The sequence below is a fragment of the Kumtagia sp. genome (genome assembly GCF_059502445.1).
Map to the genome: position 1 here is coordinate 22,204 of NZ_JCACER010000006.1, position 14,600 is coordinate 36,803.

At 66.1% G+C, this 14,600-nt stretch carries 17 protein-coding genes; 8 read left to right on the top strand and 9 right to left on the bottom strand.

All coding sequences use genetic code 11. The annotated features are described in order from the left end of the window. Window positions 1-24 precede the first annotated feature (24 nt). Window positions 25-1,104: a DNA topoisomerase IB gene (locus tag AC5JDC_RS02405; protein WP_495838803.1), complete on the top strand. Its 1,080-nt coding sequence runs from the start codon at window positions 25-27 to the stop codon at window positions 1,102-1,104. A gap of 95 nt (window positions 1,105-1,199) precedes the next feature. Next, complete coding sequence (locus AC5JDC_RS02410) at window positions 1,200-2,384, top strand: TMEM43 family protein (RefSeq protein WP_495838805.1); 1,185 nt, start codon at window positions 1,200-1,202, stop codon at window positions 2,382-2,384. On the opposite strand, the gene AC5JDC_RS02415 is transcribed toward AC5JDC_RS02410, so the two are convergent. The 5 genes from AC5JDC_RS02415 to AC5JDC_RS02435 all read right to left on the bottom strand — a co-directional run bounded on the left by AC5JDC_RS02415 (window position 2,381) and on the right by AC5JDC_RS02435 (window position 6,698). Further along, window positions 2,381-3,439 (bottom strand): glycosyltransferase family 4 protein, encoded by a 1,059-nt coding sequence (locus tag AC5JDC_RS02415; RefSeq protein ID WP_495838964.1) that lies wholly within the window; start codon window positions 3,437-3,439, stop codon window positions 2,381-2,383. The genes AC5JDC_RS02410 and AC5JDC_RS02415 overlap by 4 nt on opposite strands. Window positions 3,440-3,564: 125 nt before the next feature. After that, window positions 3,565-4,980, bottom strand: a complete 1,416-nt coding sequence (locus tag AC5JDC_RS02420) for an ATP-binding protein (protein ID WP_106772309.1) — start codon at window positions 4,978-4,980, stop codon at window positions 3,565-3,567. A gap of 105 nt (window positions 4,981-5,085) precedes the next feature. Then, window positions 5,086-5,352 carry a DUF6074 family protein gene (locus AC5JDC_RS02425; RefSeq protein WP_495838807.1) on the bottom strand — a complete coding sequence of 89 codons (267 nt, stop codon included), beginning with the start codon at window positions 5,350-5,352 and terminating at the stop codon, window positions 5,086-5,088. 99 nt (window positions 5,353-5,451) lie between these two features. Beyond that, a complete protein-coding gene (locus AC5JDC_RS02430; RefSeq protein WP_106772311.1) occupies window positions 5,452-6,156 on the bottom strand; it encodes a response regulator in 705 nt (234 codons plus the stop codon). Beyond that, window positions 6,156-6,698 carry a MarR family winged helix-turn-helix transcriptional regulator gene (locus AC5JDC_RS02435; protein WP_495838809.1) on the bottom strand — a complete coding sequence of 181 codons (543 nt, stop codon included), beginning with the start codon at window positions 6,696-6,698 and terminating at the stop codon, window positions 6,156-6,158. Before AC5JDC_RS02435 ends, AC5JDC_RS02430 begins: the two co-directional genes overlap by 1 nt. 241 nt (window positions 6,699-6,939) lie before the next feature. On the opposite strand from AC5JDC_RS02435, the gene AC5JDC_RS02440 reads away from it, so the two are divergent. The 3 genes from AC5JDC_RS02440 (at window position 6,940) to AC5JDC_RS02450 (ending at window position 9,210) form a co-directional block, all read left to right on the top strand. Next, complete coding sequence (locus AC5JDC_RS02440) at window positions 6,940-7,833, top strand: branched-chain amino acid aminotransferase (protein WP_106772313.1); 894 nt, start codon at window positions 6,940-6,942, stop codon at window positions 7,831-7,833. 147 nt (window positions 7,834-7,980) lie between these two features. After that, on the top strand, window positions 7,981-8,265 hold the full coding sequence (locus AC5JDC_RS02445; RefSeq protein WP_106772383.1) for a hypothetical protein: 285 nt from the start codon (window positions 7,981-7,983) through the stop codon (window positions 8,263-8,265). Between the two features lie 303 nt (window positions 8,266-8,568). Continuing rightward, complete coding sequence (locus AC5JDC_RS02450) at window positions 8,569-9,210, top strand: MBL fold metallo-hydrolase (RefSeq protein ID WP_495838812.1); 642 nt, start codon at window positions 8,569-8,571, stop codon at window positions 9,208-9,210. Window positions 9,211-9,330: 120 nt separating this feature from the next. Here AC5JDC_RS02450 and AC5JDC_RS02455 read toward each other — a convergent pair whose 3' ends face one another. The 3 genes from AC5JDC_RS02455 to AC5JDC_RS02465 form a co-directional block, all read right to left on the bottom strand. Beyond that, window positions 9,331-9,789, bottom strand: a complete 459-nt coding sequence (locus tag AC5JDC_RS02455; RefSeq protein WP_106772315.1) for a BA14K family protein — start codon at window positions 9,787-9,789, stop codon at window positions 9,331-9,333. Between the two features lie 315 nt (window positions 9,790-10,104). Continuing rightward, window positions 10,105-10,317 carry a cold-shock protein gene (locus tag AC5JDC_RS02460; protein WP_106772316.1) on the bottom strand — a complete coding sequence of 71 codons (213 nt, stop codon included), beginning with the start codon at window positions 10,315-10,317 and terminating at the stop codon, window positions 10,105-10,107. Window positions 10,318-10,840: 523 nt separating this feature from the next. After that, on the bottom strand, window positions 10,841-11,059 hold the full coding sequence (locus AC5JDC_RS02465; protein WP_106772317.1) for a cold-shock protein: 219 nt from the start codon (window positions 11,057-11,059) through the stop codon (window positions 10,841-10,843). Window positions 11,060-11,462: 403 nt separating this feature from the next. Between AC5JDC_RS02465 and AC5JDC_RS02470 the strand changes: the two genes are divergently transcribed. Then, window positions 11,463-12,017: a Kazal-type serine protease inhibitor domain-containing protein gene (locus tag AC5JDC_RS02470; RefSeq protein ID WP_495838815.1), complete on the top strand. Its 555-nt coding sequence runs from the start codon at window positions 11,463-11,465 to the stop codon at window positions 12,015-12,017. 41 nt (window positions 12,018-12,058) lie between these two features. On the opposite strand, the gene AC5JDC_RS02475 is transcribed toward AC5JDC_RS02470, so the two are convergent. Next, window positions 12,059-12,394 (bottom strand): hypothetical protein, encoded by a 336-nt coding sequence (locus tag AC5JDC_RS02475; RefSeq protein WP_495838817.1) that lies wholly within the window; start codon window positions 12,392-12,394, stop codon window positions 12,059-12,061. Between the two features lie 240 nt (window positions 12,395-12,634). Here AC5JDC_RS02475 and pgeF point away from each other — a divergent pair, with 240 nt between their 5' ends. Together pgeF and AC5JDC_RS02485 are read left to right on the top strand one after the other, a co-directional pair. Beyond that, window positions 12,635-13,429 carry a peptidoglycan editing factor PgeF gene (pgeF, locus tag AC5JDC_RS02480; RefSeq protein ID WP_495838819.1) on the top strand — a complete coding sequence of 265 codons (795 nt, stop codon included), beginning with the start codon at window positions 12,635-12,637 and terminating at the stop codon, window positions 13,427-13,429. Then, on the top strand, window positions 13,429-14,580 hold the full coding sequence (locus tag AC5JDC_RS02485) for a M24 family metallopeptidase (protein ID WP_495838821.1): 1,152 nt from the start codon (window positions 13,429-13,431) through the stop codon (window positions 14,578-14,580). Before pgeF ends, AC5JDC_RS02485 begins: the two co-directional genes overlap by 1 nt. Window positions 14,581-14,600: the final 20 nt, after the last annotated feature.

Below are 14,600 nucleotides of genomic sequence, written 5' to 3' on the forward strand. Positions count from 1 at the left end.
TGCTTTCCGTTCCGCTTGTCGCGAATGGAGCGGAAGTTGTTGAAGCAGCCCGACGCGGCGGATCTTTCCGCCAGGCCTGATCCCGAGATCTCCGCCAGGGAGGCATCGCTGGTCTATGTCAGCGATGAGGAGCCCGGCATCCGGCGGATGCGCGCCGGCAAGGGATTTTTCTATCGCGGTCCCGATGGCAACCGGATCGGCGACGCTGGCACGCTCGATCGGATCAGGATGCTGGCGATTCCCCCCGCATGGACGGACGTGTGGATCGCTCCGGTCGAGAGCGGCCACATCCAGGCGACCGGCCGCGACGCCAGGGGACGCAAGCAGTACCGCTACCACGAACGCTGGGCGCTCTGCCGCGACGAGGCGAAATTCTCCAGCCTCGCCGCCTTCGCCGAAGCCCTGCCCGCCCTGCGGGCGCAGGTGGACGCCGACCTGCGCCGCCACAACCTGCCGCGCGAGAAGGTGGTGGCGGCGGTCGTCTGGCTGCTCGACAACACGCTGATCCGCGTCGGCAATGCCGCCTATGCGCGCGACAACAAAAGCTTCGGCCTCACCACGCTGAAGGACCGGCATGTCGACATCGAGGGCTCGCGCCTGCGCTTCGCCTTCAAGGGCAAGTCCGGCAAGGAATGGCGCCTCCAGCTCGTCGACCGGCGCATCGCGAAGGTCGTGCGGCGCGCGCAGGACCTGCCAGGCCAGCAGCTCTTCCAGTATGTGGATGCCGAAGGCAGCCGGCATCCCATCGGGTCGCAGGACATCAACCGCTACATCCAGGACGTCTGCGGCCGCGATTTCACCTCGAAGCATTTTCGTACATGGGGCGGGACGATCCACGCCGTCTCGCTGTTCGCGCAAACGCCGGTGCCGGGCTCGGCTGCCGCGCAGAAACGGGCGATCAACGCCGTGATCGATGCGGTCGCGGCCCGGCTGGTCAACACCCGCGCCGTCTGCCGCGCCTGCTACATCCATCCGCGCGTGCTGGAGAGCTGGAGCGCCGGCAGGCTTGCCGGGGAACTCGCCGCCGCCCGCCGGTCGCGCCGTAAGGCGGACGGGCTCGACGAGCAGGAAGTGCTGGTCCGTGATTGGCTGGCGGGCTGCTGATCTTCCAATTCAACGTCGACCGCTCTCTTTTTGCTTCGGCGTTGCTAGCCCACCGAAAATGGCCGATAGATTAGGCGGGCTGTTGGAGGGGTTGGATGAGCGATTCGGTTCGCGAGGTTACGTCCGTATCTTGGTTCGGGCGCATCTGGCGCTCCCTGGCGGGGCTGATCATCGGTCCGCTGCTGGTCCTTGGCATGATCGTGCTGCTGTTCTGGAACGAGGGCCGGGCGGTAACGACCGCGGAGGCGCTCGATGAGGGCGCCGGCCTCGTCGCCTCCGTCCAGGCCGGCACGATCGATCCCGCCAATGACGGCAGGCTGGTGCATGTCGCCGCCAAAGCCGCGACCGACGTCAGCCTGACCGACCCGGACTTCGGCGTTTCGGCGGCGGGGCTTCGCCTCGTCCGGTCGGTGGAGATGTATCAGTGGCGGGAGGACTCCAAGTCCGAGACCACCACCAAGCTGGGCGGCGGCGAGGAGACGGTCACGACCTACACCTACTCCAAGAAATGGTCGGATCGTGCGATCGACTCGACGGACTTCAAGCAGCCGGCGGGGCACGCCAACCCATCGATGGAGATCGAGGGCCGGCGCTTCCAGGTGGATCGGGCGCGGCTCGGTGCCTTCGACCTCGACGAACCGGTCCTCGACCTTGTCGGCGGCGAAAGGGCATTGCCGATGGCGCCGGCCCAGAAGGACGCGATCCGCGACGCCTTTTCCGGCTCCGCCAAGGTGAGCATCGTCGACGGTCGCATCTTCATCGGTCGCGATCCGGCGTCTCCGGCGGTCGGCGACTACCGAATTCGTTATTCGGTGGCGCCGGCGGGCGACCTCAGCATCGTCGGCCGGCAGGCGGGCGACAGGTTCGAGCCTTACCAAACCAGGGCTGGGCGCGATCTGCTGATGGTCGAAACCGGCTCGGTGCCGGCCGAGAAGATGTTCGCCGATGCCGTCACGGAAAACACCGTCGTGACCTGGATCGTGCGCATTGCCGGACTGCTGTTCCTGTTCGTCGGCTTCGCCTTGTCCCTCGGCCCTCTCGGCGTGATCGCCGACGTACTGCCCTTCCTCGGAAGCATCGTGCGCCTCGGCACCGGGGCGCTCGCCCTGGTGCTGGCGCTGCTGGCCGGCTTCGTCACCATCGCCGTTGCCTGGTTCTGGTACCGGCCGCTGCTGTCGCTCGGCCTGGTCGCCATCGCGCTGGCCGTGGCCTTCGTGCTGTCGAAACTCGGCAGGGCCCGCGCGACCGCCGCCGCTCCCACCCCGGCGGCAGGGCCTTAGGACAACTTCATCTTGCCGACCGTGCCGGGTGCCCGCAGCGTCGCCGGCTGCGCGTGCGCATCGCGAGCATGCCGCAGGAACAGGCCGGCGCAGGCGGCCCAGCTGAAGGTTTCCGCCTTGCGCCGCGCGGTGTCGCGGCCGATCGACAGGGCGGCCAGCGCCGCTTGGTGCAGATCGTCCGAAAGCACCCCGCCGATACCATCGGCCAAAACATCGGCCGGCCCGGTGACCGGATAGGCGGCAACCGGCAGGCCGCTGGCGAGCGCTTCCAGCAGCACGATGCCGAAGGTGTCGGTACGGCTGGGAAAGACGAAGACGTCGGCGGACGCGTAGATGTCGGCGAGATCCGTGCCAGTCCGCGTGCCGAGGAACGTCACGTCGGGGTGGCTTTCGCGCAGCGTTGCAAGCGCGGGACCGCTGCCGACGACGACCTTGCTGCCGGGCAGGTCGAGGTCGAGGAAGGCCTGCAAGTTCTTCTCCACCGCGACCCGACCCACCGACAGGAAGATCGGCCGCGGCAGGTCGAGCACTTGCGGGCGGTCGGGCCGGTAGAGCTCGGTGTCGACACCGCGCGTCCACAGCCGCGCCTTGGTGAACCTCCGGTCTGTCAGCTCGCGCGCCAGCGACGGCGTGGCGACCAGCATGCCGTCTCCGGCATTATGGAAGCGCCGCAGCAAGGCATAGACCCAGCTTTCGGGGAACGGCGCACGGCTGCTCACATATTCCGGGAAGCGCGTGTGGTAGCTCGTCGTGAAGACCAGTCCGCGCGACAGGCAGTAGCGCCGCGCCAAAATTCCGAGCGGGCCTTCGGTGGCGATGTGGACATGATCGGGCCGGAACGCCTCGATCCGGCGCGCGACCCGGCCAGGGCCAGGCAGGGCAAGCCGGATGGCCGGATAGGAGGGAAGCGGCACCGTGCGGAAGCCGGCAGGGGTCAGGAACTCGACCGTAACGCCGGCCTTGGCCAGATGCTCGGCCAGGTTCTGCAGCGTGCGCACCACGCCGTTGACCTGCGGATGCCAGGCATCGGTGACGATGAGGATGCGCTTGAGCATGCCGGTCGCAGCCTCCGCGGCCGGCGCCGTTTCGGCTCCGAAGGTGGCGTTCTGCGCGGCTGGCCGTGGCATGCCGCCTTATTGTGCAGATTCCGTGACAGGGGGATGACGCTGCCGGCGGCTCTCTATGCCGGTATGCGAACGATCACCCTCAGCCCGCCCAGCGGGCTGTCCTCCAGCTTGATGTCGCCGCCGTGGCTGCGCGCGATGTCGCGGGCGATCGACAGGCCGAGCCCGGTACCGCTGGCATCGAGATTACGCGCGTTGTCCAGCCGCACGAAGGGCTTGAAAACCTCCTCCCGCTTGTCCGCCGGGATGCCCGGCCCGTCGTCGTCGATCGTGAGGCGCAGCGTGCCGCGTGTCCGCGATGCCTTGACCTCGATCGTCTTGGCATAGCGGAAGGCATTGCCCGTCAGGTTCGACAGCAGCCGGCCGAAAGCGTTCGGCCGCACATGGATTTCGGTTATGCCGGAGAGCGTCGTGGCGAGCTTGCGTTTGCGCAGCTTCGCCTCGTCGCCGAGTTTTTCGAAATAGCCGGCGAGATCGAAGCGGCCGGGATCCTCCAGCGCCTCGCCGCGCGCGAAGGCGAGATAGCCCTCGAGCATCGCTTGCATGTCGTTGACGTCCTGGTTGAGCGCCTCGGTGTCCGGCTTGGATCCGCTCAGCGCCAGTTGCAGCTTGAAGCGCGTCAGGATGGTGCGCAGGTCGTGGCTGACGCCGGTCAGCATCGCGGTGCGCTGCTCGATCTGCCGCTCGATGCGCTCGCGCATCTGGATGAAGGCATAGCCGGCGCGCCGCACCTCCTCGGCGCCGCGCGGGCGGAAGTCCGGCGGCAGCGGCCTGCCCTTGCCGAAGCTCTCGGCCGCCTCCGCCAGTTGGGTGATCGGCTTGATCTGATTGCGCAGGAACGGGATGGCAATGCCGAGCAGCAGCAGCGAGGTGCCGACCATCCAGACGAGGAAGATATGCGAGTTGGAGGCATAGGCCTGGTTGCGGCGCACGAAGACGCGCAGCACCTTGTCCTCGAGCTGGATCCGCAGTTCGACGATCTTGGACTCGCCGACCGTGTCGATCCAGAACGGCCGCCTGATCTGGTCGCGGATTTCCTCCGACAGCGCCTGATCGAGGATCGAGAAGAATGGTTTTGGCCCGGGCGCCGGCAGCGGGTCCGGCGGCAGGATGTCGATCTTCATGTCGAGCCGGTTCTGCGCGATGCGGACGAGCTCGGAATAGTCCCCGTCGGGATGCGGATAGGTCTCGATCAGGTCGATCATCGCCGCGACGTCGCGCACCACCGCTGTCGACAGGCGCTGCGTCACCAACTGCCAGTGGCGTTCCATGAACACCAGCGTCACCACCGACTGCAGCAGGATCATCGGGGCGATGACGATGATCAGCGAGCGTGCGTAGAGCCGCTTCGGCAGATAGGCCGAGATCCGCCGCCAGAACACGTTCCAGACCTTCTGGACGAGCCTGTAGGCCGGCCTGCCGCGACGGCGCCAGTCGGCATAGGCCGTCCGATCGGTGTCCGAAGTCGCCATTGCGCCTTTCCATGCGAGCGACGGGACCATCCCGGCCGCGCCGCCTATTCTAGGGCGTAGGCGGGCCGGAGGAAACCATGCGCCGGATGGTCAGGCGGATAGGCCTCAGGCGGATGCGCTCGAGCGGCGCTGCGCCAGTTCCTTGCGGAACTCGGCCTGCACGGCCTCGAAGAAGCGCAGCACCTCCCGGCGTGCGGCATCCATGTCGCGCCCCTGCTCGGTCAGCTCCTGCAACAGCCGGCGCGCGGTTGTGCGCCAATAGCCGTTCGCAGCCTCGCCGCTCAGCGCCGACAGTTCCCCTGCCGCCCGCTTGACGAGCGCCATCCGCCGGTCGATCGGAAAAGCGATCAGCTCGGCCGTTTGTTCATGCATTACGAAAATCCCCACCACTCACACGCGGCGAATCATCCCCTGCCGCGCGGCGAGAGTGGGGGTCGGGTTCAAACAAATGCTTAACGCAGCGACGGCCGCTTATTCGACACTCAGCCGGTAGCCGACGCCGCGCACCGTCTGCAGCCATATCGGATTGGCGGGGTCGCGCTCGATCTTGCGGCGCAACCGGTTGATCTGCACGTCGATGGTGCGCTCGCTGACCTCCGAATCGCCGGCGACCAGCTCGTGGCGCGGAATGGTCTCGCCGGCGCGCGCCGCGAAGATCGCGAGAATCTCCTGCTCGCGGTCGGTGAGCTTCAGCGGCTCGCCGCTCTTCTTCAGCTCGCGCCGCGCGATCTGGAACGTGTAGGGGCCGAAGACGAGTTGCTCGACCTTGGGCGTCGGCGACGGCCCGCCGCGGCGCAGGATGTTGTTGATGCGCAGGATGAGCTCGCGCGGATCGAACGGCTTGGGCAGATAGTCGTCGGCGCCGGCCTCGAGGCCGGCGATGCGACTGTCGGTCTCCGAGAGCGCGGTCAGCATCAGGATCGGCACCGACTTCTGCTCGCGCAGCGATCTGGTCAGTTCCACTCCCGATTCGCCCGGCATCATGATGTCGAGGATGAGCAGGTCGAAATCGAGGCCGGAAAGCTGCCGCCGCGCCTCGTCGGCGTTGCCGGCGACGGTGACGCGAAATCCGTTCTCGGTGAGATATTGCTTGAGCAGGTTGCGGATGCGGGTGTCGTCGTCGATCACCAGCAGATGCGGCGCATCGTCGTCCGGAGCCGAAGATAGATCCGTCATCAGCCTTCCCCCTCGTTCAACCCATGCGCGTCCTGCCGGCGATCGGAGAGCTGGTCAATCTGCTGCCTGAGATCGCTGTTGACCATGGCTTTCAGGAACCCTTCCACCGTTTGTCTTTCGTCCGCCGAGAGCGCCTTCAATGCGGCATCGATGCGGCGCGACTGTGGCCGCGCAAGGTCCAGAGCGAGCTGCCTGCCAGTCTGCGTCGGATAGAGTTCGCGCTGCCGCCGGTCGCGCGGTCCGGGCACCTGGATGATGTAGCCGGCGTCGACAAGCTGCTTGAGCACGCGCGCCAGGCTCTGCTTGGTGATCTGCAGCACGTCCAGCAGTTCCGCCACCGTAAGTCCGGGCTTGCGGTTGACGAAATGCAGGACGCGATGGTGCGCCCGGCCGAAACCGTAAGCTTCCAGGATCTGGTCTGGATCGGAGGTAAAGTCGCGATATGCGAAGAAGAATAGCTCTATGATGGAGAGATCGATCCCGTCCTCGCCGCTGAGCGGCGTACGGATTGGTCTGGGTGTGGTCTGGATCCGATCAGCCATCAGGGCCTGCGCTCGCAAATTTATGTCAGCCTTATTGACATATTTTACCCGCCTTGATAATTTTTGCCAAGCTTTTCGGCGGATTGCGATCGAAAAGGCAAGCCGGAGCGGAGATATCCGACACTTCGTGAGTTTGCCTTGGGTCGCGCATCGCCCTAATCTTTCACCATCAAGGACGGTAGCCGCAACGGCTGCCGTCACTGCAAGAAACGACAAGGGCTGCGGCCCGCGGGAGGCAGAAATGGCATCCGTTCCCTTCGACCAGCTCGATGGCTTCATCTGGATCAACGGCCAGTTCGTCAAATGGGCCGACGCTAAGATTCATGTGCTGACACACGGCCTGCATTACGCGAGCGCCGTCTTCGAGGGCGAGCGCGCCTATGGCGGCGAGATCTTCAAGCTGACCGAGCACACCGAGCGCCTGCACGAATCGGCGCGGATCCTCGGCTTCACCATTCCCTGGTCGGTCGCCGAGATCGACGAGGCCTGCCGGCAGCTGCTGAAGAAGCAGGGTTTCGCCGATGCCTATGTCCGGCCGATCGCCTGGCGCGGCAGCGAGCAGATGGGCGTCTCGGCGCAGAACAACAAGATCAACTGCGCCATCGCCATCTGGCAGTGGCCGAGCTATTTCGACCCCGCGCAGAAGCTGAAGGGCATCCGCCTCGACATCGCCGAATGGCGCCGCCCCGATCCGCGCACCGCGCCGTCCCGGGCCAAGGCCGCCGGTCTCTACATGATCTGCACGCTGTCCAAGCATGCGGCCGAGGCCAAGGGCTATGCCGACGCCCTGATGTTCGACTGGCGCGGCTACGTGGCCGAGGCGACCGGCGCCAACATTTTCTTCGTCAAGGACGGCAAGATCCACACGCCGGCCGCCGACTGCTTCCTTAACGGCATCACCCGGCAGACGGTGATCGATCTTGCCCGGCGACGCGGCTTCGAGGTCAACGAGCGGATCATCGAGGCGTCGGAGCTGGAAGGCTTCGAACAGTGCTTCCTGACCGGCACCGCCGCCGAGGTGACGCCCGTCTCCGAGATCGGCCCGTACCGATTCGAGGTCGGCGAGATCACCAGGACGCTTCTGGAGGATTATACGGCCGCCGTGCAGCCGAAACGGGCAATCGCTGCCGAGTAACCCCGGCATATCAGCCCTGGACCCATAAAAAGCGGTGGACGGCGTCGACGTCCACCTTTCCCCCACGTCAAGTGAATTGACTGCGGCCCTGATCCGAGTCTCTCATCCGTTGCCGGCACATGCCGGTGTCCGAGGAGGGAAATGGACATGGAAGCTCTTCTTCCCATCATCATCCAGGCAGTCACCGGTGCGATTGGCGGATACGGTGTCAGCGCCGCGATGAAACAGGTGGCGATGAGCGCAGTCACCAAGGTCATCTCGGGTGTGATCGGCGGTGTGGCCGGCGGCCAGATCCTGACCAACGTGCTCAGCGATCCGACGATGGCCAGCGCCTTCTCCGGCTCGCTCGGCGATGCGGTGGGTGGCGTCGTCGGCGGCGGCATCCTGACGGGTATCGTCGGCGCGGTGATGAAGTCGATGAGCAAGGCCTGAGGCCTTCCAGGGCAAGGCGCTTCGGCGCCTTGCCCTCTAAAGCGTGACCCGAAAAGTTGCAGACTTTTCGGGCAAGGTTCCTGCGACAAAGCAAATAGATGGAGGGGCATTGCCGTCCATCTTGATCGGGTTTTGCTTTCGGTTTTCGACCGGCACAGGACCGGTGGAACGCATACGGACCGGAAGCCCGGCACGTTCGGGCCGGCTTAGGGTATTGCCCGCTCCGCAGAGAAAGCTTTCAAAGCCCGGCGCTCCGGTGCATAGGAACGGCTCGCGTTCCGACCGGTGAGCACGAGGAGCAGCATGGGCAAGCTGAATGCGGGCATCGTCCCGGTGACCCCTTTCGAGCAGAACTGCACGATCCTGTTCGACGACGAGAGCAAGCAAGGCGTCGTGGTCGATCCGGGCGGCGACGTCGACCGCATCCTCGCCGCCATCTGCGACAACGGTCTGGAAGTCGGGCAGATCTGGATCACCCACGGCCATCTCGACCACGCCGGCGGCGCCATGGACCTGAAGGACGCGCTCGGTATCGACATCGTCGGCCCGCACGAGGCCGACCGCCCCTTGCTGGAGAACCTGGCGAAGCAGGCGCAGCGCTTCGGCCTGCCCGGCGCTTTCCGCAACTGCGTACCCGACCGCTACCTCGCCGAAGGCGACGAGGTCTGCTTCGGCGATCACAGATTCGAGGTGCTGCACTGCCCCGGCCATGCGCCGGGCCATGTCGTCTTCTACAACCGCGCGGCGCAGTTCGCGCATGTCGGCGACGTGCTGTTCCGCGGATCGATCGGCCGCACCGATCTTCCCGGCGGCGACCATGCCGCGCTGATCGCGTCCATCAAGGACAAGCTGCTGCCGCTCGGCGACGACATCGGCTTCCTGTGCGGCCACGGTCCCGGCGGCCGTTTCGGCGAGGAACGACGCACCAATCCGTTCCTGGTGTGACGCCGAGCTGGCATTCCACGGACCAGCAACAGGCAAACGGCATCGGGTTCGCTCTGCCCCGCAAGCGAAACGGCGCCGCTCCGAGAGCAGCGCCGCCCGATCCTGCAACCGAAATGTCGCTCAGTTCGCCTGGCAGAAGCGCTTCACGCCGTCATAGCCGGTGAAGGTGCCTGTGCGCGCGTTGAACGAGCGATATCGCGACGAGCAGTAGTCGTACCATTCGGGCGACCAGGGCTCGAGCGCGCCGCGATAGGCGTAGTAGTCGCGGGCCGGCTCCACTTCGCGATAGACCCGCACGCGCTCGCGATAGACGGGCTCGCGGTACACCGGCTCCCGATAGACCGGCACGGGCTCGCGGTACACCGGCTCGTAGTAGTCGGGCTCGGGAGCGGTCGCCACGCCGGCGGCGAGTGCCCCGACCGCAAGACCGAGCACGCCCGCCGCGACCATGTCGCCGGAATCGTAGCGATTGTGGTGATGGCGGCGCCAGCCGTCGCCGGCCTGGGCCGCCGGCAACGTCGCAAGCGTGGTCGCCGCAACGGCAAGGCCGAGCACGGCGGACTTCAGCAAACGGTTCATGTCGAATCTCCTTCGGCGATCCGGGCGGGCGTCGAGGCTCCGCCCTTACGTCGGATCAAGCAGTAGGCGCCTGCACCTGAACGCAGGCTGAACGGCGGATTCGGCAAAAAGATGTCGCGCCACGGCGCCGTAGGATGTCGCGTCGGCACATCGTTCCCGCTCGACGTTACTGCCGCGGCACATTTCCGGCGTGGGTACGGACATCTCGGCCGTCCGCAAACACCCTTTGGCAAGACCGCTGCGCGTGGTCCAGCAGAATGTCGCCATGCCGGCGCCCGAAGGAAGGCGCCGGAGGTACGGAGCAAGCGGCGCCGCTTATCCGACCTGCAGGTTTACCGCTTTCGGTCCCTTGCCGCGCTTGTCAGGCTCGGTGTCGAATGTGACCTTCTGGCCGTCCTCCAGGCCTGGCAGGCCTGAAGCCTGCACGGCCGAGATGTGGACGAACACGTCCTTCGCGCCGTCGTCGGGCGTGATGAATCCGAAGCCCTTGGCATGGTTGAAGAACTTGACGGTGCCGTGCTGCGGCATGGGTAGCTCCTTATCGCCCCATCAATAGAAGTCCGACGGGGATCCACCCGCACGGCTCCCGGTCATCTGGTGGAGGAGAAGAAAGGTCGCGCCGGGCTTCAATGCCTATTCCGGGGCTTCGAGCGCCCTCTTCTCGTTCGCTTACGCTTCGCCGACTAGTCTTCCGACGCCGTCGGCGCATGCCACTCCCATCTCCGGGCCCGCAAATGCCCGAGGTGGAAATTAGTCCTTCATTTTTTGACAACGGGCAAGCGAAAGTTTCTCCGCCCGCTCGCATGCGCGACGAAGAACCCGAGAAACATTCGAATATGGCGGCCGAACGGGAGTGATTTCGGCTGGAATATGATTATAGCTGCCGTTTCAGCCATAAAAAAGGCGCGGCGGTCAAACCGCCACGCCTTTCCTGTCATTGGGCCACTCCGGCGCACTCGGCGCAAGCCACAAACCATCGTGTCGGTCGACGGCGATCGCACCGATGGGCACGCCGCGCGTGTGCGCCGGAACGGCCGGCACAGTTCGTGGGTCAGTCGCCGGCGACGCGCAGATTGACCGCCTTGGGGCCCTTGCCCATGCGGTCAGGTTCGATGTCGAAGCTCACCTTCTGGCCGTCCACCAGAGTGCGCAGGCCCGACTTCTCGATAGCCGAGATATGGACGAAAACGTCCTTGGCGCCCCCATCCGGGGTGATGAAGCCGAAGCCCTTGGCTGCGTTGAAGAATTTGACGGTTCCGGTCTGAGACATGGGGGAAGCTCCTTCACCCGCTGCAGTTGGTCGGGCGGTGCGGGCCCGGGCGGACCCGGAGCTCGAACACCGGTGACTTGGCGGCAGTGCATGGCGCACCATCGGCCCACCGCCATGGGGCCGTCAGATATTTACGAGAGCGGGGAAAGGTTTCGTCCAAGAACGTCCAGTCTCCGGGTCAGCAAATGCCCGAACACGAAATATATCGCACGGAAATCCTCCTTGCGCAAGCGAGGTTCATACCGGTTCATACCGCTCCGCCATACGTCCAGGCGGTCAAGGCATTTGCCGGATCGCGGAGCCGCCCGAAAGGTGTGGTCTGGAGAAGGTGGATTGCCTTCTGCAAGAGAATCGCGATCATCACCGATGCGTCCGGCTGCAGGACGGTTCTGGAGGGGTCACTATGCTGTCAACGATCTGGTCGCGCTGCGCGATGCTTTTCGCGGTACTCGCCGTGCTCACGTCCTGCACCGTCGTGGTCGACGAGCCGGGTCCCGGCCCCCGCCCGATCCCGGACGACAGGTTCTGCACCCAGCAATACGATCCCGTCTGCGCCCGCCGCGGCGACAACCGCCGCACCTTCGCCAACGCCTGCATGGCCGACGCGGCCGGCTACAGGGTCATCCGCCGCGGCGAGTGCGGCCGCGGCAGCGATGAACCTCGTGCCTGCACGCGCGAATACCGCCCGGTCTGCGCCCGGCGCGGCGGCGACCGCCAGACCTTCAACAATCCCTGCCTGGCCGAGCAGGCCGGCTATCGCGTCCTAGGCGACGGCGAGTGCCGACGCGGCGGCGGTGGCGGTGGCGGTGGGGGTGGCGGCGACGGCGACCAGCCGCGTTTCTGCACCCGCGAATACGCGCCGGTCTGCGCCCGCCGCGGCGGCGACAGGCGCACCTTCCCGAATGCCTGCGAGGCACGCTCGGCTGATTACCGGATCCTCGGCGAAGGCCCGTGCTGATGGTGCGGCCGGCACGCTGCCGGCCGCCTCACCGCAAAAAATCAGTTGAACCGCGGGACCACACGCACGGCGCAGTAAGGGCCGACATGGCGGTGGCGCACCAGGACGCCGTTGATGCGGTGCACGCGAACGTCGCGGTGGCAGTCGCGGCGGATCGGCGGGGCCATGCCTGCGCGCACCGGCCGGCAGTTGCGGCGATGGTAGTGCGCGACCGACCTGCCATATTGGGGTACGTAGTGACGACGGACGTCGGCATGGCAGCCGCGCACCTGAACGACGTCGGTCTGGCCGGCGCCGGCCAGCGGCGCCGGCGGAGCCGCACCTGCCGGAGCCAGCGTCGCGAGCAGCAGGGCGGCAGCGAGGCACAACTTTCTCATGGAATCCTCCACATGATGCATGCCGCACGGTTTCGCACCCTGTTCGGCGGCAGCTAGATAACGCGCAAGCCTGTTAAAACTTTCCTCCGGAAGTTGTTCACATGTCCTCGATTCCCGCGGATCGGGACGACGGTTGACTTGATCAGACCGCTGGCTCACTTTTCGCGCCTGATCGGCGGCCGGGACCGTGCGGCGAATTTCGCCTTGACGATTCAGGCCTCGCGGAGAACAAGGCGGCGGATGACAGACGATGACAAGCCAGATCCGCTGCGCTCGCCCCTGCTCGAGGAGGCACGACGGCGCGGCATCCGCCACGGCTTCTTCACGCGCGCCGGCGGCGTGTCCGAGGGCATCTACCGCGGCCTCAACATCGGTAACGGATCGAACGACGATCCGGCGAAGGTCGCGGAAAATCGCCGGCGCGTCGCCACCTGGATGGGAGTCGCGCCGGAAGCGCTGCTTTCGGCCTACCAGATCCACTCTCCCGACGTGATTGTGGCGACCGGCCCCCTCCCCTCGCCGCGACCGCAGGCCGACGCCATCGTCACCGACCGGCCGGGCCTCGCGGTGGGCGCGACCTCGGCCGATTGCGGACCGGTGCTGTTCGCCGACGCGGATGCCCGCGTCGTCGGCGCGGCCCATGCCGGATGGAAGGGAGCGTTCACCGGCGTGCTGGAGAACACGGTAGCCGCCATGGAGACCTTGGGCGCCGAACGCGGCCGCATCGTCGCCGTGCTCGGCCCCTCCATCGGCCCGAAAAACTACGAGGTCGGCCCGGAATTCGTCGCGCGCTTCACCGATGCCGACCCCGACAACGCCGCCTGGTTCGTGCCGTCGGCAAAGCCCGGACACGCTCTGTTCGATCTCAACGGCTACACGATCGACCGGCTGCGCAAGGCCGGCGTGACGGCCGAGGCGCTCAATCGCTGCACCTATGCCGAAGAGGATCTCTTCTATTCCTACCGCCGCACCACGCACCGCGGCGAGGCGGATTATGGGCGTCTGATATCCGCTATCGTGCTGGAGGAGTTGTGATGGCCCTGCATTTCGAACGCAGCGAATTCGACGCCCGTCGCGACCGTCTGGTCATCGAAATGGCGGAGAAGAAGCTCGACGCGCTGCTGCTGTTTGCGCAGGAGAGCATGTATTGGCTGACAGGCTACGACAGTTTCGGCTTCTGCTTCTTCCAGTGCCTGGTGGTGAAGGCGGACGGCTCGATGCTGCTGCTCACCCGCTCGGCCGACCTGCGCCAGGCCAGACACACCTCGACCCTCGACAACATCGTGCTATGGCTCGACCGCGAAAAGGCCAACCCTTCGCTCGACCTGCGCAACCTGCTCAACGATCTCGACCTGCTCGGCGCGCGCATCGGCGTGGAATACGACACGCACGGTCTGACCGCCTACGAAGGCCGGCGGCTGGACGAGCAGTTGCATACCTTCGGCCAGGTGGTCGACGCCTCGGGCATGGTGGCGCGGCTGCGGCAGTTCAAGAGTCCCGCCGAGATCGAGAAGGCCGAACGCGCCGCCGCTCTGTCGGACGAGGCGCTTGACGCGGCGCTGCCGCTCATCAAGCAGGGCGGCGACGAAGGCGCCATCCTGGCGGCGATGCAGGGCGCGATCTTCGTCGGCGGCGGCGACTACCCGGCCAACGAGTTCATCATCGGCTCCGGCGCCGACGCGCTGCTGTGCCGGTACAAGGCGGGACGGCGCAAGCTCACCAAGAACGACCAGCTGACGCTCGAATGGGCCGGCGTCTTCCACCACTACCATGCGCCGATGATGCGCACGATCCTCACCGGCAAGGCCTCGAAACGGCATCAGGAGCTGTTCGAGGCGGCACGCGACGCGCTGACGGCGGTCGAGCGGGCGATGACGCCCGGCAACACCTTCGGCGATGTCTTCGACGCCCATGCCAAGGCGATGGAAGCGCACGACCTGACGCGGCACAGGCTGAATGCCTGCGGCTACTCCGTCGGCGCCCGCTTCGCGCCGAGCTGGATGGACACGCCGATGTTCTACCAGGGCAACGCCGAGCCGATCGCGCCCAACATGACGCTGTTCGCCCACATGATCATCATGGATTCGGAAACCGAGACGGCGATGACGCTGGGCCGCACCTATCTCACCACCGAAACGCAGCCCAGGCCCCTTTCCCGCCATGATCTCGACTTGATCGTGCAGTGAATCGGCAGTCGGCAAAAGGG